Here is a 23110-nt window from a genome sequence, read left to right on the forward strand (position 1 = left end):
GAAGTAGGATCTCTATTTCTCCCAATTTTTTATTGTATAACTTATCATTATCTGAAAAAGACATCGCATAACGATGCTTTCCGTTTGGTTTGAATCCAAATTGCGGAAACGTCATACTATTGTAGTCTTTATACTTTTTCTGTTTTGGATACTTTGCATCTTTACGAAAGAAATGATCAAACGCTTTTTTTAGACGTACAAACACTTCTTGCAAAGGCTGAGAAGGCATTTCTTTTAGAAAAGGATACGTCTTCTTGTCTAATTTAAGTTGTCTTTGCATATCATAACGATCGTAATTTTCTTTGCTTTGTTTATATTTCCGTTCCTTGTCTAGCAAGGCAGAATTGTAGGTTTGACGACAATATTGTAACCAACGATCTAACATTTCTTTTTGTTCTTCTGTTGGAAAGATTTCATATTTTTGATTCAACAACATTGTCATCTCCTCCCGTTAGTTTTGTCCTTGTGTTTCGATGAATTGTTTTAGAACTTTTAATGGCACACCGCCTACAGTCAGCAAACAATAATTTTGAGGCCCAAAACATTCTTTACATACATTCTATCTGATTTGAGGAAATTCCTTTTTCATTCCTTTTACATACGCCAACCAAAATTCATTACCTCCCTACTCATTGGGCTTCACCCTTCTCATTCCTTGAGGAAGGGGAATTCTTTTGAAAATATGTTAAATCTTTTAACATAGTGAATTTCCAAAATGCTAACGACATCTCATATGTAGCTTGTTCGGATGTTTAGAAGAATGGTGATCTAAACAGTGCAACAAAAAGACTGGTTATCAGCTGAAGAAGTAGCCAAGAAAATAAAAGTATCAGCTATGACTATAAAACGAAATTGTCAAACCTACAGTAGTTTTTTAAAATTTCAACAAGGTGAAAAGAACAAGTATTTAATTCATCAAGAATCTATACCTGTTTTTCAATTTATAGCTAAAATGAGAAATAAAAGATACTATCAACTTTATTCAAAGAAGAATAGCCGCGGAAATACACTAAAAAAAACTATCCACCTATTCTAGTGGATAGTTTCTTCTATTCATGCATTATACAGCTTCCTTCGCCTCTGCTAATCCTCTTACACTAGAAACAGCTTCTGCATGCTTTGCTTCATCAAATTCTTTTTCACTCTTTGCGACAACGATTGTCGCAATCCCGTTTCCAATTAAGTTTACAATCGCTCTTCCTTCACTCATAAAGCGATCAACTCCAAGAAGCAACGCTAATCCTTCTAAAGGAATAACCTTTAATGCAGCTAACGTAGACGCTAACACAATAAACCCACTTCCTGTCACACCGGCAGCACCTTTAGACGTTAACATAAGCACTAAAATAATGGTAACTTGCTGTCCAATTGTTAGATCGATACCAAATACTTGTGCTAAAAAGACAACAGCCATCGATAAATAAATAGACGTACCATCAAGATTAAAGGAATAACCTGTTGGAATTACGAGACCAACAACAGATTTTGAACATCCAAATTTCTCCATCTTATTCATCATTCTTGGCAATACAGATTCAGAAGAACTTGTTCCTAATACAATTAAAATCTCATCTCGAATAAACTTTAAATAATTCCATAAGCTGAATCCATACATCTTACAAATAATATTTAAAACAACAAAAACGAATAAGAACATCGTTACATATACTGACATCATTAATTTTCCAAGTGGTACAAGCGATGCAAGTCCAAAGTGCCCGATTGTATATGCCATAGCACCAAATGCTCCGATTGGCGCAGCTTTCATTACATAGCCGATAATTTTAAAGAATACGTGTGAAAGTTTATCTAAGAAATCAATGACTGAGTTTCCTTTTTCCCCAAGAGCCGCTAACCCTACACCAAATAAAATCGAAAAGAATAATACTTGTAAAATATCACCTTTCGCAAACGCATCAACCATATTAGACGGAACGATATGAGTCACAAACTCAATCCAGTTCAGTCCATGTCCCCCGTTTTGGGTGTACTTTGATACGTCTCCTTTTGCAAGTTCATTAAAATTCAGGCCTTCTCCTGGCTTCATAACATTTACAACAATTAAACCAACAATAAGGGCAAATGTCGTTACAACTTCAAAGTAAATAAGAGCTTTTCCACCAACTTTACCAACCTTTTTCATATCTCCCATTTTGGCAATGCCGAGTACAATTGTTAAGAAAATAATTGGTGCAATTACCATTTTTACAGCATTGATAAATGTGTCACCTAACGGCTTCATTTCTTTACCAACACTTGGCCAAAACAATCCAACTAACACCCCAAGCACAATAGCCGCTAATACTTGAAAGGTTAAATTTTTAAAGAGTCGTTTCACCTTTCTTCTCCCCTTTGATTTTTCTAAATTTTCTATCCATTAATTTCTAACATAATGATAGCGTTTACATTGGAAAGAGAGAAGTTTATGGTCATAACGAATATTTTGTTCATTTTGGTCTTAATTTTTCGTTTCACGAAATACATAACGATTAATCGGCCTTCCAACCCCGCCATACTGAACTGCCAAATGAATGACACCACTTTTTTCTAAATAATCTAAGTAACGGCGAGCCGTCACTCTAGCTATGCCAATGGCACGTGCCACATCTTCAGCAGAACGTGGTTCTTCCTGTTGTTTTACATACGTTACAATCTCATTTAACGTAAACTCATTTAAACCTTTTGGTAAATTGCTCGTCGTTCTCTCAGAACGCCCAGAATATAATAATAAATCTAGCTGCTCCTGTGAAATAGATCCAGAATCTCTCAAACTTCTTTTATATTGGCGATATTTCTCTAATGCTTGCTGGATTCGATGCAACTTAAAAGGTTTAATAATATAATCTATCGCTCCATTTTGCAGCATAAGTTTAATTGTTTCCCTATCTTTAGCAGCAGAAACAACAATAACATCCGTTTCTAATTGTTGTTTTCGAAATTCCTGTAATACTTGAATGCCATCCTTTTTCGGCATAAAGATGTCCAAAACAACAAGATCTGGATTCATTTTTTTTACAAAACGAATTCCCTCCTCACCATTGCTGGCAATAGCAATGATTTGAAACCCTTTTACACTTTTTATAAACTCTTTATTTACTTCCTGAACCATCGGATCATCTTCGATTAGCACGACTTTAAATTCCTCTTTATACGCCATACAATTCCGCCTCCATCTCCATTGGAAAAGTAATGATAAAGCTAGTTCCTTCACCTTCAAAAGATGAGATTCTAATTTCGCCTCTCCCCTTCTCAACAATTTGTTTTACGAGAAAAAGGCCATAACCTGTTCCATCACGTTTATTCACAGTAAAACCTTTCTCATATACTCTCGGTAAATGCTCTTCTTTTATCCCGCATCCATTATCTTCAATTAATATTGCGCACACGTCCTCTGACTGCTCAATACTAATATCAATTCTTTTATTTGCGGCCTCAATTTGTTCAAATGACCCAAATGCATTTTCTATTAAATTACCTAATAGTACAACAAAATCATGTTGATCTAATTGGTATGGAAAAGCATCCAAATAACTATTTTGATCAATAATCACTTGAATGCCAAGCTCTTTCCCCCTACTTACTTTACTTAAAAGAAGCCCTGCAACAGCATCATTTTTAATGGTCTCATTTAAAAAATCACTTACACTCTCCTGCTCCTCGGAACTGTTATACGCCAGTTGTAATGCCTTGTCAGCCTTACCGAGCTGAATTAAGCCTGCTATTGTATGAAGTTTATTCATATGCTCATGACTTTGCACACGCAATGCTTCAACAAAGTTCTTCACCCCAGTTAATTCTTCCGCAAGCTTCGTTACCTCCGTACGGTCTTGGAAAATTGCCACCGCTCCAATTAATTTATTACCCTTCTTAATAGGTATACGATTACTTAAAATAACTTTTCCACTTACTTTTATTTCTTCATTGTATACTGCTTGATTTTTCTTCACGATTTCTGGGAGCCTTGTATCCTGTAATATTTTTCGAATAGGCTGTCCTACAACATCTCCCGTTACATGAAAAACTTGCTTCGCTTTCTTATTAAAAACCGTAATGATTTCTTGATTATCAATGGCGATCACCCCTTCATTCATGGAATGAAAGGTTGCTGTCCTCTCTTCAAGTATTCTTTTAATTTCATGCGGCTCTAACTGAAACATCTGTTTTTTTATATGATTAGCGAGCATTAATGAACCTATCAATCCAAGTACTAACATTAAGATGACTATAAAAAGAACTTCTCCCCTTAATTCACTCATAATCTCAAAAAAGTTTGGTATTTTATTTCCTACAACAACAACGCCAATTTGGTTTAAGTTTTGATCTTTAATAGGCATAAAAGCACGAATGACAGTCCCTATTTCTCCCTTTGCTTTTGAAAAATAAATATGTTCTGCAAACGCCGCTTCTTCATCTGCTCCTTTTGAAACTTTTCCTATCATTTCTTTCACCGGATGCGAATAACGAACTCGTTCCATATTCATGACAACAATATAATCTGTTTCATTAATGACTCTAATATTTTCAATTACAGAATTTAATGTTACCCACCCATTTGTTTCTTGAAGAGACTTCTTTACATCTGACATTTCTGCTACTGTTCGCGCTGTATTCATCGATCGAATTCTTAATTCTTTCTCTTCCTTTTGTTGAATATTAGCGACGATAATCCCTCCACCAATCATGAGCGAAACAATCACAACTGCATAAGAAAGAATCGTAATCTTCCAACGGATTGGTAAATCCCTCACACTTATACCTCCTTTCCTCTCAAAGCATCTTTACGAATAGAAATCTTCTCGGTATGCTTACAATATCAGCTTTGAAAGGAGAACGAAGATGAAAAAAGCAGCAACTTTTATACTCCTTTTTACCACCTTTATTGCAAGCGCTTTATTTATTCATTATCAGAAGCAGTCTCCTCAAAGTGAACTCGCATATGACGATGACCAAGAAGGACTAAAAGACCAGATTGTCTTTAGATTTAGCCATGTTGTGGCAGAAAACACCCCGAAAGGGCTCGCTGCCAACAAATTTGCGGAACTCGTGAATGAAAAATCAAATGGTAAAATAAAAATAGAGGTCTTTCCTAACGGAAGCTTATATTCTGATATAGAAGAATTTCGCGCTTTGAAATCCGGACAAGTACAATTTATTGCTCCTTCCACATCAAAACTTGGAACGTTTTCCCCTGAATGGGGTGTACTTGATTTACCATTTGCTTTTTCAAATTATGAAGCCTTGCAAGAAGGCTTAAACGGAAAGATTGGAGAACAGTTACTCCAATCCTTACAAAAAGACGGAATAAAAGGGCTTGCCCACTGGTCCAACGGCTTTAAGCAAATCACTTCAAACAAAGGACCAATTTATACACCAAAAGATATACAAGGACAATCTTTTCGCATTATGCAAAGTAATGTCATCCAATCCCAATTCGATTTATTAAAGGTTAAAGCTCATCAAGATTCATTCAATTCAACATATCAATTAATTGAATCAGGAAAAGTTGACGGTGAAGAAAATACCATTTCAAATATCTACTCTAAAAAATTCTATAACGTTCAAAACTATTTGACAATTAGCAACCACGGATATTTAGGATACGTTGTCATGATGGATCAAAAAACTTGGAACCAACAAACTCAAAAAACGAAAGAAATATTAACGGATGCAATGGAAGAAGCTACTGCTTGGAATAATCAACAGGCCGCTCAAATAAACAAAGAACAACTTGAACTCATTAAACAAAATTCATCAATTCAAATTCATGAATTAAATGATGAACAACGAAAACATTGGGAAACGGTACTATTACCTATATACGATAAACTTGCTCCTACGATTGGAGAGGATTTGGTAGAAGAGTTGAGGGCATTACAAAGGAAGTATCAAACCCAAGAACCACAATCGCAAAACCCATAAAATAATAAATCCAACCATTCTTAATGTCATAAAGAATGGTCGGATTTATCCCGCTATTCGTGGGCAGTAATACTCCCGCCTCAAAATTCAGCGAAAGCGTTGTCCAGCTCCAGCGGCTAGAATCTCCGGCCGTTTCGCCCCCTCGGAAGAGGCAAAAAGCGCCTCTCTGTCAGGGGCGTGGGCGCCCTGCGATTCTGAGCGAGCCGCTTCCGCTTTTCTTAAGAAGTTAGGCGGGAGATAAACTGCCCGTAAAAGCCCGATTGGTGAGGGCTGATAATCAGTGGGGGATGAAGAAAACCCCCACTGATTAAAGTTTCACTTTATTAATATAACCTACATGACACCATGAATGATTGACGTAAATCAAAGGTGTTGTTAAAATTATTACTGGAATCAATGTGAAAGCAATCACAAAGTTTAATTTAAAATGTGAACAAATTCACAAATTGTAATTTTCAATGTGAAAATATTCACAAACATTAATCTTATTTCTTAAAAAGGAGTTATACGTTATGAAAAGAATCGTAACACTGAGCACTCGTAAACTAATGGATACGGTAAAACACGGTGGATGCGGCGCATGCCAAACATCTTGCCAATCAGCTTGCAAAACGTCTTGCGGCGTTGCAAACCAAAAGTGTGAAAACACAATGAACAGATAGGAAATAAGACAGGTACCGCCCAGCTACTTCCCAGATGGGCGGCCATTTTTATTCTGTACGAACAGTTTCACTTTATAGATAAAAGGAGCTTGATTATCAAGTATGATTCATCAATATAAATTAAACAGATACAACATTGTACTCGATACCTACAGTGGATCAGTACATGTTGTCGACGATCTCGCCTATGAAATCATCGCGCTTTATGAGACTACTTCTGCGGAAGAAATCTTGACAATGATGTTAGAAAAATACGCACATAATTCCGATATCTCTGAGAAGGACATTCAAGAAACAATCGCAGATATCGAAGAACTAAAAAATGATGGCCAACTCTTTACTGAAGATGAATTTAAAAATCTCTCAATTGATTTAAGAAATCGCCAAACTTATGTAAAGGCCCTCTGTCTCAACGTCGCACATACATGTAACCTGTCATGCGAATACTGCTTCGCCAGCCAAGGGAAATACAACGGAAACAGAGCAATCATGAGCTATGAAGTTGGTAAAGGCGCTATCGATTATCTACTAGAAAACTCCGGTCACCACCGCAACCTCGACGTCGACTTCTTCGGCGGAGAACCGCTCATGGCCTGGAAAGTTGTGAAACAGATTGTCACTTACGCAAGAAACAAAGAAAAAGAATACAAAAAGAACTTTCGCTTCACCTTCACTACAAATGGTATGCTCTTAAACGATGAGGTCACCGATTTCTTAAATAAGGAAATGTACAACGTCGTATTAAGTCTTGATGGAAGAAAAGAAGTCCACGATCATTTGCGTAAAACAGTAACTGGAAAGGGAAGCTACGATTATATCGTTCCGAAGTTCCAGGAATTCATCGAAAAGCGTGGAGATAAAGAATACTATGTGCGTGGAACCTACACCCACAACAACGTCGACTTCACCAATGACATTTTTCATATCGCAGATCTTGGGTTCGACAAGCTCTCGATGGAACCAGTTATCTGTGATCCTCGGGAACCATATGCGCTAACTGAAAAGGACCTCCCAGAGATTTACAATCAGTACGAAATTCTCGCTAAGGAAATGTTAAAGCGTGATGAAGAAGGCAACGGCTTCACCTTCTACCATTACATGCTTGATCTCTCTGAAGGCCCTTGCATTCAAAAAAGAATTTCAGGATGTGGCTCAGGAACCGAATATCTCGCTGTCACGCCATGGGGTGAGCTCTTCCCTTGCCACCAGTTCGTCGGAGATCAAGAATACAGTATGGGAAACATCTGGGATGGAATCACAAAACAAGAGACGCAGTGTCAATTTAAAGAAAGCAACTGCTACTCAAAACCGGAATGTCAGGACTGCTGGGCGAAACTTTACTGCAGTGGCGGCTGCCCTGCCAACGCGCTGCACGCAACCGGCTCCATCAATGGAATCTATGATTTCAGCTGTGACATCTTCCGTAAGAGAGTCGAATGTTCCATGATGGTTAAAGTAGCTGAATCCATGAGAGCTATGGAAAAAGCTGAATAAGTACAAGGATATAATAAGAGGCTGAGATTTATACTCAGCCTCTTTAAAAATTTTTATACTTGTATACTCAAAAGCCCTTTGATTTGTTTTTGAATGGCAAAACATGTTGCTCTACTCTTTCATATCGACTAAGCAATTGCTTGATGAAAGAAAATTTTGGGACAAGCCAATACGAAACTAACGCTGAAGTGCATCCTATTAAAGCCCCTATTGCCACATCAAACGGATAATGAACCCCTACCCAAATACGGGAGATCGCTACGCAACATGCGAGTATAAGCCATAACCACCCCGTCTTTTTATGAACAAGCCAAAACGAAAAACAAATTGAGAAAAACAGAATCGTATGGTCACTAGGAAATGAATTATCTACCGCATGGTCGACAAGTTTATTCACATCAGATAGCACTGCAAATGGTTGATAATTGGAATGAAATTTCCCTGCTATTTTTCCAACCACCTCAGCAATCACAAAAGCAACCATCGCTTGAATAATCATCATCCTATTTTTTTCAGAACGAGTAAACCAATAAGCTATAATAATCAAACCTAAAATATATACCATATATTCCGCCAAAAATACCACGGCCGGGTTTAAAAACGAATATTGTTTACCTAAATCATTGATTGCCCGAAAAACATCAATATTGAATTGAGAAAAAGACATTTTCAAATCCCTCCTTTATCGTAAGGTGATTAACTGATTGCCATATACCTTCTTTTGATTATTGTGATCATGTAAAAATACCAACCTTCTTATATGCTTATAATTTTATTATCGGAAAAAAGGTTTAAATGGGGCTTAACTACTCCTTAACTATTTCTTAATTAAGAAGTAGTTACAAAAGATTATTGGAAATAAAAAAACACGAGGGAAAAGTACTTCTCCCTCGTGTGAAAACACCGTTAAGGTAACAATCAGAGCATTATAAATTGTTTAAACTGCCCCTTATGGTACAATAAAAAAACTTTATACGTTTCAATTCCATAAAGAAGGAGAGTTAACCTTGAACCCCATTCATGATCATGTTAAAGAAGATTTAAACATTTTATTTGTCGGCTTTAATCCAAGCATTCGCTCAAGCGAGACAGGACATCACTTCGCCAATCCCAATAATCGCTTTTGGAAAATTCTCTATGAAGCAGGATTGACCCCTAAAAAATATGATGCTTTAGAAGACTACAAACTGTTAGATCTAAATATGGGTCTTACAAACATAGTAGCAAGGCCAACTAAGGCAGCGGATGAAATTACAAAGGAAGAATATAAAGAAGGAAAAGAAATTTTAAAACAAAAAATTATGCGGTTAAAACCAAAAGTAATTTGTTTTGTTGGGAAAGGTGTTTATCAGGAATATAGCGGACACAAAGTAGCTCCGTGGGGACAGCAGCCTGAACCAGTCATACCTGGAACAATTGATTTTGTTGCTCCATCCTCAAGCGGGTTAGTAAGAATAAAACTTGAAGAAATTGTAGAGATTTATAAGCAACTTACTGAATTAGTATGTAAATAAAAATACGACGGGTAGGCAAGCCCGTCGTATTTTTATTTACTCCTCCCTTCTACATTTTTATTGCATCTTCGTTCCGATAACCACGGTGGCATCTAGCTCTTCGAAACTGGCCAACTGCGGTATCAGCCCATTACGAGTGAATATCTCAACGGTATGCGGTGCCTGCCGCTCACTCGTCTCAACAAGCAGATGACCACCGGGTGCCAGCCAAAGTGGCGCCTCGGCCGCCACCCGTCGCTGTATATCAAGCCCGTCCGCTCCCCCGTCGAGCGCCACACGCGCCTCGTGTATGCGAGCCTCTCGAGGTAGCAATCCGATTGACTCAGTAGGTACATAGGGTGCGTTCACAACTAGGACATCGACGCGGCCCCGCAATATGGCGGGCAATGGTTCATAGAGGTCACCTTCGTACACACGACCACCTGCAGCAGTGACGTTGCGCAAAGCGCACCGCACCGCTGCGGGGTCAATATCGGAAGCGTATAACTCAATCCGCTCCCGCATGGCGGCCAGTACAGCGCCAAGCGCACCCGAACCACAGCACAGGTCAACCACGACAGCGCCCGGCCGGGTGAGGGCGGCAGCCTGGCGGACGAGAAACTCCGTGCGATAGCGAGGTACGAAGACTCCCGGATCCACCGCTATCCGCAAACCACAGAACTCCGCCCATCCGATAACGTGTTCGAGGGGCAAGCCAGCTACTCGCCGGTTCACCATGACGATGAGCTCAGCCGGCGTCATGGCCGCAGAAATAAGAAACCGGGCCTCATTTTCGGCGAAAACACAGCCAGCGGCCTGAAGCCTGTTGACAATGATTGTATAAATGGTGCCTCCATAAAAACCACGTTCGGCCTTCTCGAGGCTCAAAGATGCTTTCTTTGAATCCATACGCTCCCCTCCTGCCCATCTTCATAATCTGCTTGTTAGATTAGTGGATTACATTGCCGTTCAGTTTAGCCACCTTTCCGGTCTCCAACTATAGTTTCTATCTGAAAGTTGGGCTGGAATTTTTCTTATTATGCTTTACAAAAAAACACACCAAAAGAGATGTCATCATAATCTCTCTTGGTGTGCTTTTAAATGCCTTTATTATTCCAACATGAACACAGCTAAAATTCATTTTGATGTTGGCTTCACCTATGATCTAGGAATTCACTTTTTTTCCATTACTGCAAAATAATTATTTTCATGATCGGCAAAGTTAAATACTCTACCAGAAGGCATACTTACAATTTCTCCGACTGTGACTTTTTTATCCGATAAATCTTTATATAACTGATCGAGATTTTCCGTGAAAAACATTAGCGAAGGTGTATTCAAATTTAATTCAGGCTGCATTTTAGCAATGAATTCCTTATTGTGAAGAATGATATTCGTTCCTGCTTCCATCGTTGGAGAAATTTCAATCCATCTAAATCCTTGGCCATTATCTTCTTGAGAAACTACGTTAAACCCTACTTTTTCTGTCCAAAATTGCAATGCCTCATCTTGATTATTTACATATAACATAATTTGACCGACTTTATTAATCATTTACTTTCCCCTCTTTCTTCTATTTCAGTTAATATTGATTTTTTCATCGTTCCCTTAATTACAATATTGAGCTACTAACTTATTTAGACGTCCTCTGCTTTCTGAAGATACACTTTCTGATAATCTTGCCGCAGCAATAATAGAAGCCCATCCAAAAACTTCATCCCTAGATAAACCAGTATTTTTACAATATATACGTAAATACATTTCAGCTAATTCTACTGAAGACTGTGAATATAATAGATACGTTCGATAGACATCTGCCCGAATATCTCCCAAGCTAGAATCAACCCAATCAATAATATTCACGTTATCATTACTCATGATTAAATTAAATGGATGAAAATCTCCATGACATAGCCTTGGTTCAAATACCATTGAATCCAATTTTGTTAATAATTTATCCTTTTGTTTTTCATCTATACTATGTACAGATTCAATCTGGCGATGCAATTTTTCTGACATCGACTCAAGTGAATTGGAATCAACAACAACAGCATGCATCTCTTGTTGTACATTGACGCAAATATTTATGTAATGCTCAGCTAGTTCCATATTACTCATTAAGAGATCACCTACTGTTTTCCCTTTTACATATTCCATTATAATTGCCTGTCTACCTGCTATTTCGGTAACTTCTAATACTTTTGGAACGTGGAGCCCACATGAATAAGCGTATTCTTGTTTCTTTGCCTCGTATAAAGATTCTGTATTTGGAAGGTGTTTTTTAAACACTTTCACAATTTGATTATCACAAAGATATATCTTCGCCGTATTCCCTATAGCTATCGGATCACCAAGGCTCAATTATTTTCTCTCCTTAAAATAAATTGCACTAAAGCTAAATTCGATGTAATGATAGTGAAACCCTTCTGCTGCTAGACTGCTCTTTTCGTCAAATAAAAAAATCCATTTTGATTAATCAAAATGAATTCTTTTCGGCAATCATTCTATTTCGGTCTAAATGATAACCCATTGGTCTGCAAAGCCGTCTTAAGTTTAGGTAAGGAGCTTGGTCCCATACCATGAAATTGCAAAATCTCATCTTCACTAAAGTTTGATAGCTGTTGTAAAGAAGTTATTCCATTGTTTTCTAATGCTCGTCTAGCTGGTGCTGATAGTAATGAAAGAAATCCATTGTCCGGTTTCCGTTCTTTCTCACAAACCGGACAAGTGGGACAATCGCTACTTTTATAGTATTTGTGTCCTTTGTCGCAAATTCTTAAACTTTTCTTTGAAGTTGGCATTTTTGATACCCCCTTTTCTACATCACTAACAAGATTGATTTTCACGCCTCAAATTAACGATAATTATAGCATTTTTTTATTTCAGATATTCTTTTTACCATAAAAACACCCCTTTAGATAATCGTATCTAAAGGGGTGAGGCATCATGACTTTATTTCAAATCCGCAGCTTCTGTTTCTTAGACTTTTTCATTAAATATCTTTAAGAATTAACAACAGACCGTTCTTTTTCGCTTAAACCAAGCGTCTGCGCTGTTGAAGTAAAAATTTCTTGGAAAAGCTCTGGGTTTTCCACTAGTGACACGCCATAAGAAGGAATCATTTCTTTTATTTTCGGTTCCCACTCTTTCATACGTTGTGGGAAACATTTTTCTAATACCTCAAGCATAACGTGAACGGCAGTAGAAGCACCTGGAGAAGCACCGAGTAATGCAGCTACCGAGCCATCAGCGGCACTAACAACTTCCGTACCAAATTGAAGTGTTCCTTTACCACTTGCAGTATCTTTGATAACTTGCACACGTTGGCCCGCTACCACTATGCCCCAATCTTCGCTTTTGGCATTCGGAATAAACTCGCGTAATTCTTCCATACGCTTTTCATTCGATAACATAACTTGTTGGATCAAATACTTTGTTAATGCCATCTCTTTTACGCCTGCTGCCAACATAGTGAAGACGTTATTCGGTTTTACAGAACCTATTAAATCAAAATTTGAACCAGTTTTTAAGAACTTTGGTGAGAAACCAGCAAACGGTCCAAACAATAATGTTTTTTTGTTGTCGATATATCTTGTATCAAGATGCGGAACAGACATTGGAGGAGCACCAACCTTAGCTTTACCGTATACTTTTGCATGGTGCTGCGCTATAACTTCCGGATTGTTACATACCATAAATAGTCCGCTTACTGGGAACCCTCCAATATGTTTTGACTCAGGAATACCAGTTTTTTGTAGTAAAGGCAGACTTCCGCCCCCACCGCCGATAAAGACGAATTTCGCAGTATGATATTCGATTTTACCGCTATCGATATCATGCACCTTCACTTCCCATGAACCATCGCTAGTACGTTTAATATCCTGAACACTATGCTTGTAGTTTATCTCGACGTTTTTACTCTGTAAGTGATCAAACAACATGCGTGTTAACGCACCAAAGTTGACATCCGTTCCAGAGTCGATTTTTGTTGCCGCCATCGGTTCATTCGATGTACGACCTTCCATAATAAGCGGAATCCATTTCTTCAGTTTTTCATGGTCATCAGAAAATTCCATCCCTTGAAACAGGGAATTATTTGAAAGCGCTTCAAAACGTCTTTTCAAAAATGTTACATTTTTTTCCCCTTGTACTAAACTCATATGAGGTATTGGCATGATAAAGTCCTGCGGATTACGAATCAGCTTGCTATCTACAAGATAAGACCAAAACTGTCTTGAAAGCTGAAACTGTTCATTAATTTTTATAGCTTTGCTAATATCTACAGATCCGTCAGATTTTTCGGATGTATAGTTAAGCTCACACAGCGCAGCATGGCCCGTACCCGCATTATTCCATTCGTTAGAGCTCTCTTCTCCCGCGCTCGCGAGTTTCTCAAACACTTTGATTTCCCATTCAGGTACTAACTCTTTCAATAATGAGCCTAAAGTCGCGCTCATAACTCCGGCACCAATTAAGATAACGTCTGTTTTCTTCTGCATTTTGCTCATGATAACCTTCCTCATCCCCTATATTTACAAAAAAGAGTAGGCGCTCCTGCTTAAATGTCATAAAAGCAATGCGCCACCTAGACCCCCACCTAGGAACACACCTTTTCTGTCTCAATTATAACCGTTCATATTCTATTATAATTATTTACAAGGTAAAATATCTACTGTTATCTGATAATTATAAACTATTTGAAGCTGTTAAAAAAGGAAGAATTTCATTCAGGAGGCTCTAACCCCGCTTCTTACAAGGGTTAAGTCTTTAGTTTGCCGTTACTTATAGTATGATTCTTTGCAATTAATAGTTTGGAATAAAGTCTGATCATTCTCTGCCTATGTTATATGACAATTGCACCCTATAGTAAATATAACGCTAATATTTGTGCCATATAATTTTATAAAAAATCCCTTGGACGGATAAACAAGCCATAGAGATTTTGAATGATAGGACGTTTTTTACTATAACGGGGAGATCTGTTTCAGTATAGATTTTGCTAGAAAGCCTCTCTTCTACTTTTCCATTTATGGCGCTTCTGGCAGTTCGGCATTCATTAATAGTTCGAGGAATTTTTCCTCTCGCAGGACTGAAAATTGTCGATTCTCGTCATCTTATTAATGAAAAATTTGAATTTTACCATATTCAAATGGGGGCTACTCATATTGAACATACAATTTAATGAAATTAGAACACACTTTATTCTATGTCATAAAGTTTGCTTTTTGACATAGAGATTTATCCAATAGAACAGCGCAAAAAGAGGAAAATGTAGTAATTAATGTGAATTTTCTCTATAATAAAACGTAGAAACAATAAGGGGGAGATGTCACCGATTATTTGACTGTACAGATTAAAATTTCAAAGGGGAAAAGTAGGGGGAAGAAACATGTCAAAAAAAATAGTTTCTTTATTTTCTATCATGATGGTTGCAGCCTTTATGATAACTGGCTGTGGTCAAAGCGATAAAGCAAATAAAGAGCAAAAAGAGAATAAGACAGAAAAAACGAATACAACAAAAGAAAAAGAATCCAAAGATACGGCGACTAAATCAAGCGATTATTCAAAGCTTATCTCATATATGGAGAAAGAAACAAACGGCAAAACAAAAGTCCTTTATGAAAACAAGGAATCGCAAGTACATAAATTGCAAGATGTTTCCGTATCGCTTGATAACTATACATTAGTTGAGCTGAATGATTTTCATACCGATTTTAACATTCCTTTTAACAACCAAACAAATGGCGGGGTTATTCTTGCACACTATACTGTAAAGAATAGTTCAAATAAAGATGTCTATTATATGCCAACCTTAGACATGTCATTTACAGGCGCTAAAAAGATTTACACAAATTATAAAGAGTTAATTCCAAAAGAAGAACAACTATCTGAAAAATTATCTCCAAAAAATAATTATTTAGTAGAAGCAGGGAAAACTGTTTCCGGTTATGTTGCTTATCCGTTCGGTAAAGATGATTTAACAAAAATTTTAGGACTATCAACGGTATCAGTCAAAGTTCCTGAAGCACAAGCTAATAAAGGAAAATTTGACGCTCCAATCGGAAGTTCTGGGAACTTTGCGTTAAGTTTAAACAAACAAGGTAGTGAGAAGGTTTCAGCAGATAAAACTTTTTATAAAGATAAAGTAACTGTGGATAACATGGGCGAGAAGAAAATGCTAAACGAGAAAGCAAACATTAATAAAAGTGAACAATTAGGTGATGTCAAAGTTACGTTAAATGGACACCAATTCACCAAATTCACGCCCAATTCCGTTGAAGCTCCCCGATTTGAAAATTTCAAAAACGGCATTGTTTTATTGACAGTTCAATTTAAACTCGATAACAAAGGGTCTGAAGATATCGGATTATCTTCTATCAGCACTTCTACACTAAGATTAAATGATGGCACACAGTATACGCTCAGCGAAGGCATGTTGGTAAATTACAAGTATAATGATGTGATCAAAACTGGAACATCTGGCGAGCTATTACAAGTTTACATCTTAGATGAAGAGCAATACGAAAAGATTTGGAAAAACAAAAGCTTTGAGATCGAATTAGGACCTATGAGAAATAAAGAAGCAAAAGACCTTTCAAACGGGAAAAAAGTGAAATTCACATTACCGAAATAAAGTAGCAAGAGAAGCTAGGGTGAGGTTGTTTCCTCACCCTAACCAATACAATCCATAAAAGTGCATTTTGATAAATAATAACTGCGCCGCCCAATATCTCTTTTCTTGACCACTTATGTGACCTAGGTTATTGCGATACCTCTGAACTCCCCTAGAACTTTAACTATCCAATCCCTTAAATTATCCAATTACTCTCTCATTATTTTTAATCAAATTTACTTTTCTTTATTTTATAAAGAATCTTTATTAAAAAGGAAGTCTACAAGAAAAAGCAACTGTTTGAAATATATTTATTCCCTTCTTAAATAAAACAACTTATTGTTACTCAACAATTCCTCAACTAATCTTTCCATTCAAATGTTCTCTCCCTTTAGATAGCCAGATCCAAATGCGGAAAACAGTACAGGACATGTTAAGAATAGTTTTTGAAGAGCGAAACCATCGTTCTATTTATTCGTGCTTGCATATATAAATGAATAGAACGAATTGGAGGAGGGGAATAAATGAAAGCAATTGTGTATACAAAGTACGGTCCATCCGACGTTCTTCAATTGAAAGAGGTAAAAAAACCTACTCCTAAGGAAAACGAAATACTGGTAAAAGTAAAAGCGACAACTGTAACAGTAGCAGATATTCGGTCAAGAAGTTTTACAGTTCCTCTCTCTGTTTGGCTACCCGCTCGAATAGCATTGGGTTTTAGACAACCAAAAAAAGATATATTAGGGATGGAGTTAGCTGGAGAGGTTGAGTCAGTAGGGAAAGATGTCAAGCGATTTAAGAAAGGTGATCAAGTTTTTGCCGCTTCCCTAATAGGCTTTGGCGCTTACGCCGAATATAAGTGTCTACCTGAAAATGGACCAGTATCTATTAAACCCAACAATGTTTACTTTAAAATTCCTCCTCTAAAACGGTTAAACTTTTTTATAAACGGTGCAATTTTTTTCAAAATAATAAAGCCTTGTTTTAACTATCCAATTATCTAATTAATGGGAATATTGAAAATTGTATGAATATATTTTGATTATATTTGTAATTTATTGTAAAGTAATATACAGGGGTAGGACGCACATTTTAACGTTTTTATACGCTAAGGGATTCTCAAAAATCCATAACACGAGTTGAATTGAGAATTTGATTTAAAGATGAGTTTTGAGATACTATTTATTTTCATTAAAATGTTGGCGGTACACCTACGGAAAGAAGGAAATGGAGGAAAAATAACCATATATGATTATTATTAAAGCAATAATACAATTTATATTTAAGATTGTTGGTATTTTATTAATAATTTTAGGACAAGGTTTAGTATTACTCGCAGTAATTTCGGGATGGTTAATGAATATTATTACTGCAATTTTCTTCTTTGGGGCAATTGCAATGAGTTTTTCAGATATGGCTTTAGGACAAAAAATCACTATTTGGGTTATAGCTATAATTGTTGGAGCAATTGCAACTAATATTTATACACTACCTCAACGATTGGTAAATACAGGAACATATTTAATTGATTATGAGTTTTAATAAAAAACTTAAAGAAGCTTGGCAAGAAAAGGAATTGATTAAATCCTTTAAAAAGCAAAAAAGTAAATAATAAAAAAGGCTACCTATTTATGCAATAGGTAGCCTTTTGGTTCATATTATAAATTTGTTGCCTTTAATCCATAGTACCTACTACTTTAGATACCATTATCGACAATCAAATCGAGCCTAAAACATTTTTTAATGGAACAACTTTTGTAAGTGTTAAAAAAGTTTGATCAAAACCTTGTGTGAAACTTGTTTTTCCAGCAAAAAACAAGAGCTACAATCACAGGCTAAATATGAAAAAAAGCTTCCTTATGAAGACTGTTTCATCCTTATGTATCCTGTGAGGATATCCATTATAAAACCCTAAAATCTTTCATACTTTCTCCAAGAATATAGTGTGAAAACCACATCAAATTCTGCTTCATAATAGCCACATGAATTCCTGGCTGGTCAGAACTATATGCCATTTCTTTAAATATAATTAATTCTGTATCAACTTCCATGTCCTTTAACCCTTGATATAGCTCATATGCATTTAGAGTTGGAATTCTTGCATCCTTTTCGCCATGTTGGATTAAGGTGGGAGTACAAGCTGATTTAATATATGTCATTGGTGATGCTTTCGTATATATCTCTGGATCATTCCATGGATTATTTCCTAAATACATCCTAATAAAGTAAGGTATATCTGTATTTACATAATGGGTACTCCAATTAGTAATTCCACCGCCAACTGAAATAGCTTTAAATCTACTACTAAATGTAGAACAGAAAGCTGATATATATCCCCCGTTGCTCCATCCCATAACCCCTACTCTATCTTTATCTGCAATCCCTTTGTCAACTAGTTTATCCACTCCAGATATAACATCATCGTAGTCAGCAATTCCCAGTTTTCTATAGTTTGCTTTTAAGAATTCATTACCATAACCAGAACTTCCCCTGTAGTTTGGTTCTAAAACTATAAAGCCTTTTTCGATAAACTGTTCAATAGGATATTTCTCATTAAAACAGTCTGAAAATATTGGAAAGGATGCAAAGGCTGGCCCACCATGGATTACCACTAATAAGGGATATTTTTTATTTGCGTCAAACTCTACTGGGGTTGATAAAACTCCCTCTATTTCAAGACCATCACTACTTTTCCATGAGATTATTTCCCTGTTACTTTTAAGCTTTCCTTTGAAAAAGCTATTTTCATCCGTTATTTTTTTATCGTCTAAATAGATTTCAAAGGTTTCATTTGTTATAGCCTTATTATAGGATATATGATTTCCATCCCTTGTTATAGAAGCATCCATTATAAAGCTATCTGCTTTTTCGCTTAACATTTCCACAGTGCCATCCTCAGATAGCAACCCAATAAGGTAATTAGTTTTATTCTGCCATCTAATTAAAATTCCTTTAGCTGTCCACCGTAATGGAATAACCGTACTATCAAAATCTGTTAAAGGTTGAATTAGCTCTCCATTATTAATATCATGTATCTCTAATGTACTGTCTTGTATATGAGTGTTATAGTAATCCTTCTCCCTTATGCTTGCTGAGTAACATATTTTGCTGCCGTCAGGAGAAAAGCAAACGCTCCCTCCCAACAACCTATCTATATTCATCTTTTGTAGCTCTCCAGCTTTAATATCTAGTATATATAGATCTCCATTCATATAATCCCCCATATTTGAGCTTGGTGTAGCCATAAATACAACTTTTTTCCCATCATTTGAAATATCAAATTCATGGATATGAAAATCCTTCCCATCAGTTAGTTGATAAACAACGCTATTTTCGTGTTCATATTTATCATTTTGTATCACTTTTTCTATTTCAATGTAATATAAACAATTATTCTGGTATTCCTTACCTATATGATGAAAGTTTCCATATAGTTCCTTACGTTTCTTTATCACCTCAGATTCTTTTGACTGTGCAACATAATAAAAACCCTTGCCAGTAGACTTCCATTTGAATTTACTGACCCCTTCTTTCTCATCAGTAATTTGAACCCCACTATAACCATCTATTGACTTAACAAAGATCTGATTTTTCTTATTATCCCCTTCACCAACTGGGCTAAGGTATGCGATATTCCTAGAATCTGGAGACCATAATGGGTATGTACTATCTATATCCCTAGTTGTTAATGAGTAACTCTGCCCCTTATCTTTTTCATATATCCATACATGATTCCTATATTGATTGCCCTTCCAGTTAGCTGTCTTCTTGACAAATGCTACGTTTTTGCCATCATCACTTATGTTTGTACCTGATAAGGTTGGTAATGAAATAATCTCTTCTATACTTAGATATGTTTTTTCATTCATTTTCATTAATGTACCCCCTCGTAATGTCTAGTAATCTAATTTGTTCAATAAAGTGAAACTTTAATCAGTGGGGGGGTTCCATCCCCCACTGATTATTAGTTGAACCAATCGGGCTTTTACGGGCCGTTGATCTCCCGCCTAACTTCTTAAGAAAAGCGGAAGCGGCTCGCTCAGAATCGCAGGACGCCCACGCCCCTGACAGAGAGGCGCTTTTTGCCTCGTCCGAGGGGGCGAAACGGCCGGAGATTCTAGTCGCTAGAGCTGGACAATGCATTCGCCGAATTTCGAGGTTGGAGTCTTACTGCCCGTTAATGCGGGATAAACCCTCTAACCTATGCTGAACCCATTTAGAACTGTGTTTAGCTTTCACCACTGTAATACCTTGTCCTTTATCAACTGTTAATAAAAAATCCGTTGTCATAACAATTGGATCGCCTGTTTTTGAATCAACTGGGTGTTTAATCCCAAGCTCTTCAGCAATGACAATCGTCTCTTCTTGTGGTAATAAAGGAAATTGTTCACGAATACCTAAAAAACATCAGAAAATTCAGTTAAATAAAAGTAGTTCCGTTCCAAATCCGATAAAAACTCATGTTGTCTGGCGGTCTTTATACCTTTTAATCTTGTTGACCACCCTAATGAGGACGCATCTTGAATTTTAAGCCAAGGCTGATAATTTGCCCCACTACCTGTTTCTCTACCCTCTTTAATCCATTTTTCGACACAAAAATACCCCTTTAGATAATCATATCCAAAGGGGTAAAGTTTCGCAATTTTTTTATAAACGTCGCGACTTTATTTCAAATCTATAAATCTCTTACTCAACAGTCACCGACTTAGCTAAGTTACGTGGTTTATCAACGTCACACTCACGGTGAAGCGCTGCATAGTATGAGATTAACTGTAATGGAATTATTACTGCAAGCGGTGCTAGTGCTTCGTGTACAGCTGGTACGATGAAGCGGTCGCCTTCCATTTCTAAGCCTTTCATTGCGATGATGCAAGGGTTTGCTCCGCGTGCTACTACTTCTTTTACGTTACCGCGAATACCAAGGTTTACGTGTTCTTGCGTAGCAATCGCAATAACTGGTGTGCCTTGTTCAATTAACGCGATTGTACCGTGTTTTAACTCTCCTCCAGCAAAGCCTTCTGCTTGAATGTAAGAGATTTCTTTTAGCTTTAATGCGCCTTCTAAACCAACATAGAAGTCAACGCTGCGGCCAATGAAGAAACAGTTACGTGTTGTTGCTAAATATTCTTTTGCAATTGCATCCATTTCATCTTTTTGATTGCAAAGTACTTCCATTGCATTTGCAACAAGACCTAGTTCGCTAATTAAATCAAAGCCAATTGATAACCCTTTTGCCTTTGCAATGTCAGCTGCTAAGATTGCAAGTACTGCAAGCTGTGCTGTATATGCCTTCGTAGAAGCTACAGCAATTTCTGGGCCAGCATATAATGGCAATGTATAATTCGCTTCACGAGACAATGTAGAGCCTGGTCCGTTTGTAATTGTTAATGCTTTATGTCCCATTTCATTTGTTTGCACAAGTACTGCGCGGCTATCTGCAGTTTCACCACTTTGTGAAATGTAAATGAAGAATGGTTTTTCTGTTAATAATGGCATGTTGTAAGAGAATTCACTTGCTACATGTACTTCTACCGGTACTTTTGCAAAACGCTCCATGAATTGTTTTCCAACAAGACCTGCATGATAACTTGTTCCACACGCGATGATATACACACGATCGCTTTCTAAAATTGCATCGCGAATTTCTGTATCAAGTTCAATCTCACCATCTTCATTTTGATACTTTTGAATAATATTACGAATGACAAGTGGTTGCTCATCAATTTCTTTTAGCATGAAATGAGGATATGTTCCTTTTTCAATGTCACTTGCATCTAATTCTGCTGTAAATGGTTCACGATCAATCGTTTCACCTTGTAAATTTTGAATTGTAATTTTTTCTTTTGTTACAAGAACCATTTCTTTATCCATTAATTCGATAAATTGGTCTGTAACTTGTAGCATTGCCATTGCATCACTTGCAACAACATTAAAATTATCTCCAGTACCCACTAATAGTGGGCTTTTGTTTTTAGCAACATAAATCATGTCTGGGTTTTCTGCATCAAGTAACGCTAATGCATATGAACCGTGTAATAGTGTTAATGTTTTACGGAATGCCTCTTCTACCGTCAAACCTGTTTTCACTTGTTTTTCTACAAGCTGAACGATTACTTCTGTATCTGTTTCACTCACAAAGTTTACATCTTGAAGATATTCATTCTTTAATAACTCATAGTTTTCAATTACACCGTTATGCACAAGGGTGAAGCGCTCTGAAGTACTTTGGTGCGGATGTGCGTTCACTTGACTTGGAACACCATGAGTTGCCCAACGTGTATGACCGATTCCCACGTTAGCTGCTACATTTTCATCCACGATTTCGCGAAGTTTTGCAATGCGGCCTTTTTCTTTAAATACAACAACACCGTTCGCTGCTTGCACTGCAATACCTGCTGAATCATATCCGCGGTATTCTAGCTTTTCTAACCCTTTTAATAAAATTTCCTTTGCATCTTGTTCCCCAATAAATCCTACGATTCCACACATAATTAGTCGCCGTTACAATATGCTTATGTTCTTTCATAAACATATAACGACATAGCCCGATCTTATTTTTGCATACAAAAAAAACGGATTTACATATCGCTAGCTTTGTAAGCTTGTAACGACTTTCACCTTCCTCTCATTTTGGTTTCAGCCTGCATACTTCACACTGCTAGTATAATCCGTTCTTTTTCTCTCATCACACTTTCACCTTTGTCTATTGAGTCACCTCAATGCTTTAAGTAAAAACTTTCGGTTGTGATGAACAACCGGGAGCCATCCGCCGAAATCTCGATAAACTCCTCCTCGTCAACTACATCGTAGGTAGTTCTGGCGCTTCTTACTTCAACCTATTTTGCTGAGAAAAAGAACAAAACAATCTTATAACAAATGGAATAAACCGTCAATGAAATTTTTCATTGTAGATAACAAGTATATGCAAA

General features: G+C 36.9%; 19 protein-coding genes and 2 pseudogenes. 8 read left to right on the top strand and 13 right to left on the bottom strand.

The genetic code is table 11. From position 1 onward, the window contains the following. Positions 1 to 442, bottom strand: a 442-nt coding sequence (locus BR72_RS15500; RefSeq protein ID WP_035434387.1) for a helix-turn-helix domain-containing protein, incomplete at its 3' end; no start/stop codon positions are given. 333 nt (positions 443 to 775) lie between these two features. On the opposite strand from BR72_RS15500, the gene BR72_RS15505 reads away from it, so the two are divergent. Further along, the gene (locus tag BR72_RS15505; RefSeq protein ID WP_231559724.1) at positions 776 to 1036 is read left to right on the top strand and encodes a hypothetical protein; all 261 of its coding nucleotides are present in this window, start codon (positions 776 to 778) and stop codon (positions 1034 to 1036) included. Between the two features lie 24 nt (positions 1037 to 1060). Here the strand turns inward: BR72_RS15505 and dctP are convergent, their stop codons facing one another. From dctP to BR72_RS15520, 3 genes are all read right to left on the bottom strand, one after another. Continuing rightward, positions 1061 to 2338: a C4-dicarboxylate transporter DctP gene (dctP, locus tag BR72_RS15510; protein WP_035434363.1), complete on the bottom strand. Its 1278-nt coding sequence runs from the start codon at positions 2336 to 2338 to the stop codon at positions 1061 to 1063. A gap of 120 nt (positions 2339 to 2458) precedes the next feature. Next, entirely contained in the window at positions 2459 to 3157 is a 699-nt protein-coding gene (locus BR72_RS15515; RefSeq protein WP_035434364.1) for a response regulator, read from the bottom strand. Further along, positions 3147 to 4754, bottom strand: a complete 1608-nt coding sequence (locus BR72_RS15520) for an ATP-binding protein (RefSeq protein ID WP_035434365.1) — start codon at positions 4752 to 4754, stop codon at positions 3147 to 3149. The genes BR72_RS15515 and BR72_RS15520 overlap by 11 nt, the downstream gene beginning before the upstream one ends. An 82-nt stretch (positions 4755 to 4836) precedes the next feature. Between BR72_RS15520 and BR72_RS15525 the strand changes: the two genes are divergently transcribed. The 3 genes from BR72_RS15525 (at position 4837) to scfB (ending at position 8075) form a co-directional block, all read left to right on the top strand. Beyond that, entirely contained in the window at positions 4837 to 5919 is a 1083-nt protein-coding gene (locus tag BR72_RS15525; RefSeq protein WP_035434366.1) for a TRAP transporter substrate-binding protein, read from the top strand. 512 nt (positions 5920 to 6431) lie between these two features. Next, complete coding sequence (scfA, locus tag BR72_RS25705) at positions 6432 to 6581, top strand: six-cysteine ranthipeptide SCIFF (RefSeq protein ID WP_081625642.1); 150 nt, start codon at positions 6432 to 6434, stop codon at positions 6579 to 6581. Positions 6582 to 6683: 102 nt separating this feature from the next. Beyond that, a complete protein-coding gene (scfB, locus tag BR72_RS15530) occupies positions 6684 to 8075 on the top strand; it encodes a thioether cross-link-forming SCIFF peptide maturase (RefSeq protein WP_035434367.1) in 1392 nt (463 codons plus the stop codon). A 67-nt stretch (positions 8076 to 8142) separates the two neighbouring features. On the opposite strand, the gene BR72_RS15535 is transcribed toward scfB, so the two are convergent. Next, the gene (locus BR72_RS15535; RefSeq protein WP_035434369.1) at positions 8143 to 8742 is read right to left on the bottom strand and encodes an undecaprenyl-diphosphatase; all 600 of its coding nucleotides are present in this window, start codon (positions 8740 to 8742) and stop codon (positions 8143 to 8145) included. Between the two features lie 340 nt (positions 8743 to 9082). Between BR72_RS15535 and BR72_RS15540 the strand changes: the two genes are divergently transcribed. Continuing rightward, positions 9083 to 9589 carry a mismatch-specific DNA-glycosylase gene (locus BR72_RS15540; RefSeq protein ID WP_035434370.1) on the top strand — a complete coding sequence of 169 codons (507 nt, stop codon included), beginning with the start codon at positions 9083 to 9085 and terminating at the stop codon, positions 9587 to 9589. Positions 9590 to 9646: 57 nt separating this feature from the next. On the opposite strand, the gene BR72_RS15545 is transcribed toward BR72_RS15540, so the two are convergent. From BR72_RS15545 to BR72_RS15565, 5 genes are all read right to left on the bottom strand, one after another. Beyond that, positions 9647 to 10477: a putative protein N(5)-glutamine methyltransferase gene (locus BR72_RS15545; RefSeq protein ID WP_081904906.1), complete on the bottom strand. Its 831-nt coding sequence runs from the start codon at positions 10475 to 10477 to the stop codon at positions 9647 to 9649. Between the two features lie 264 nt (positions 10478 to 10741). Continuing rightward, entirely contained in the window at positions 10742 to 11122 is a 381-nt protein-coding gene (locus tag BR72_RS15550) for a VOC family protein (protein WP_035434371.1), read from the bottom strand. Between the two features lie 54 nt (positions 11123 to 11176). After that, entirely contained in the window at positions 11177 to 11929 is a 753-nt protein-coding gene (locus BR72_RS15555; protein ID WP_035434372.1) for an aminoglycoside phosphotransferase family protein, read from the bottom strand. A gap of 143 nt (positions 11930 to 12072) precedes the next feature. Beyond that, positions 12073 to 12369, bottom strand: a complete 297-nt coding sequence (locus BR72_RS15560; RefSeq protein WP_035434373.1) for an RNA polymerase alpha subunit C-terminal domain-containing protein — start codon at positions 12367 to 12369, stop codon at positions 12073 to 12075. A 201-nt stretch (positions 12370 to 12570) separates the two neighbouring features. Next, positions 12571 to 14076, bottom strand: coding sequence for a malate:quinone oxidoreductase (locus BR72_RS15565; RefSeq protein ID WP_035434374.1), 1506 nt, complete (start codon positions 14074 to 14076; stop codon positions 12571 to 12573). An 881-nt stretch (positions 14077 to 14957) separates the two neighbouring features. Here BR72_RS15565 and BR72_RS15570 point away from each other — a divergent pair. The 3 genes and pseudogenes from BR72_RS15570 to BR72_RS15580 all read left to right on the top strand — a co-directional run bounded on the left by BR72_RS15570 (position 14958) and on the right by BR72_RS15580 (position 17723). Then, positions 14958 to 16202: a DUF5068 domain-containing protein gene (locus BR72_RS15570; RefSeq protein ID WP_035434375.1), complete on the top strand. Its 1245-nt coding sequence runs from the start codon at positions 14958 to 14960 to the stop codon at positions 16200 to 16202. A gap of 503 nt (positions 16203 to 16705) precedes the next feature. After that, positions 16706 to 17095: pseudogene (locus BR72_RS15575) on the top strand (alcohol dehydrogenase catalytic domain-containing protein); the annotation flags it as partial. A gap of 334 nt (positions 17096 to 17429) precedes the next feature. Further along, complete coding sequence (locus tag BR72_RS15580; protein WP_035434376.1) at positions 17430 to 17723, top strand: hypothetical protein; 294 nt, start codon at positions 17430 to 17432, stop codon at positions 17721 to 17723. 359 nt (positions 17724 to 18082) lie between these two features. Here the strand turns inward: BR72_RS15580 and BR72_RS15585 are convergent, their stop codons facing one another. From BR72_RS15585 to glmS, 3 genes and pseudogenes are all read right to left on the bottom strand, one after another. Beyond that, on the bottom strand, positions 18083 to 20056 hold the full coding sequence (locus BR72_RS15585; protein WP_035434378.1) for a S9 family peptidase: 1974 nt from the start codon (positions 20054 to 20056) through the stop codon (positions 18083 to 18085). Positions 20057 to 20426: 370 nt separating this feature from the next. Then, positions 20427 to 20824, bottom strand: a pseudogene (locus BR72_RS27470) (hypothetical protein); the annotation flags it as partial. 43 nt (positions 20825 to 20867) lie between these two features. Further along, positions 20868 to 22670: a glutamine--fructose-6-phosphate transaminase (isomerizing) gene (gene glmS, locus BR72_RS15590; protein ID WP_035434380.1), complete on the bottom strand. Its 1803-nt coding sequence runs from the start codon at positions 22668 to 22670 to the stop codon at positions 20868 to 20870. Positions 22671 to 23110 lie beyond the last annotated feature (440 nt).

This window comes from Bacillus sp. UNC322MFChir4.1 (genome assembly GCF_000746135.1).
In the GTDB taxonomy this organism is placed as follows: Bacteria; Bacillota; Bacilli; order Bacillales; family Bacillaceae_G; genus Bacillus_A.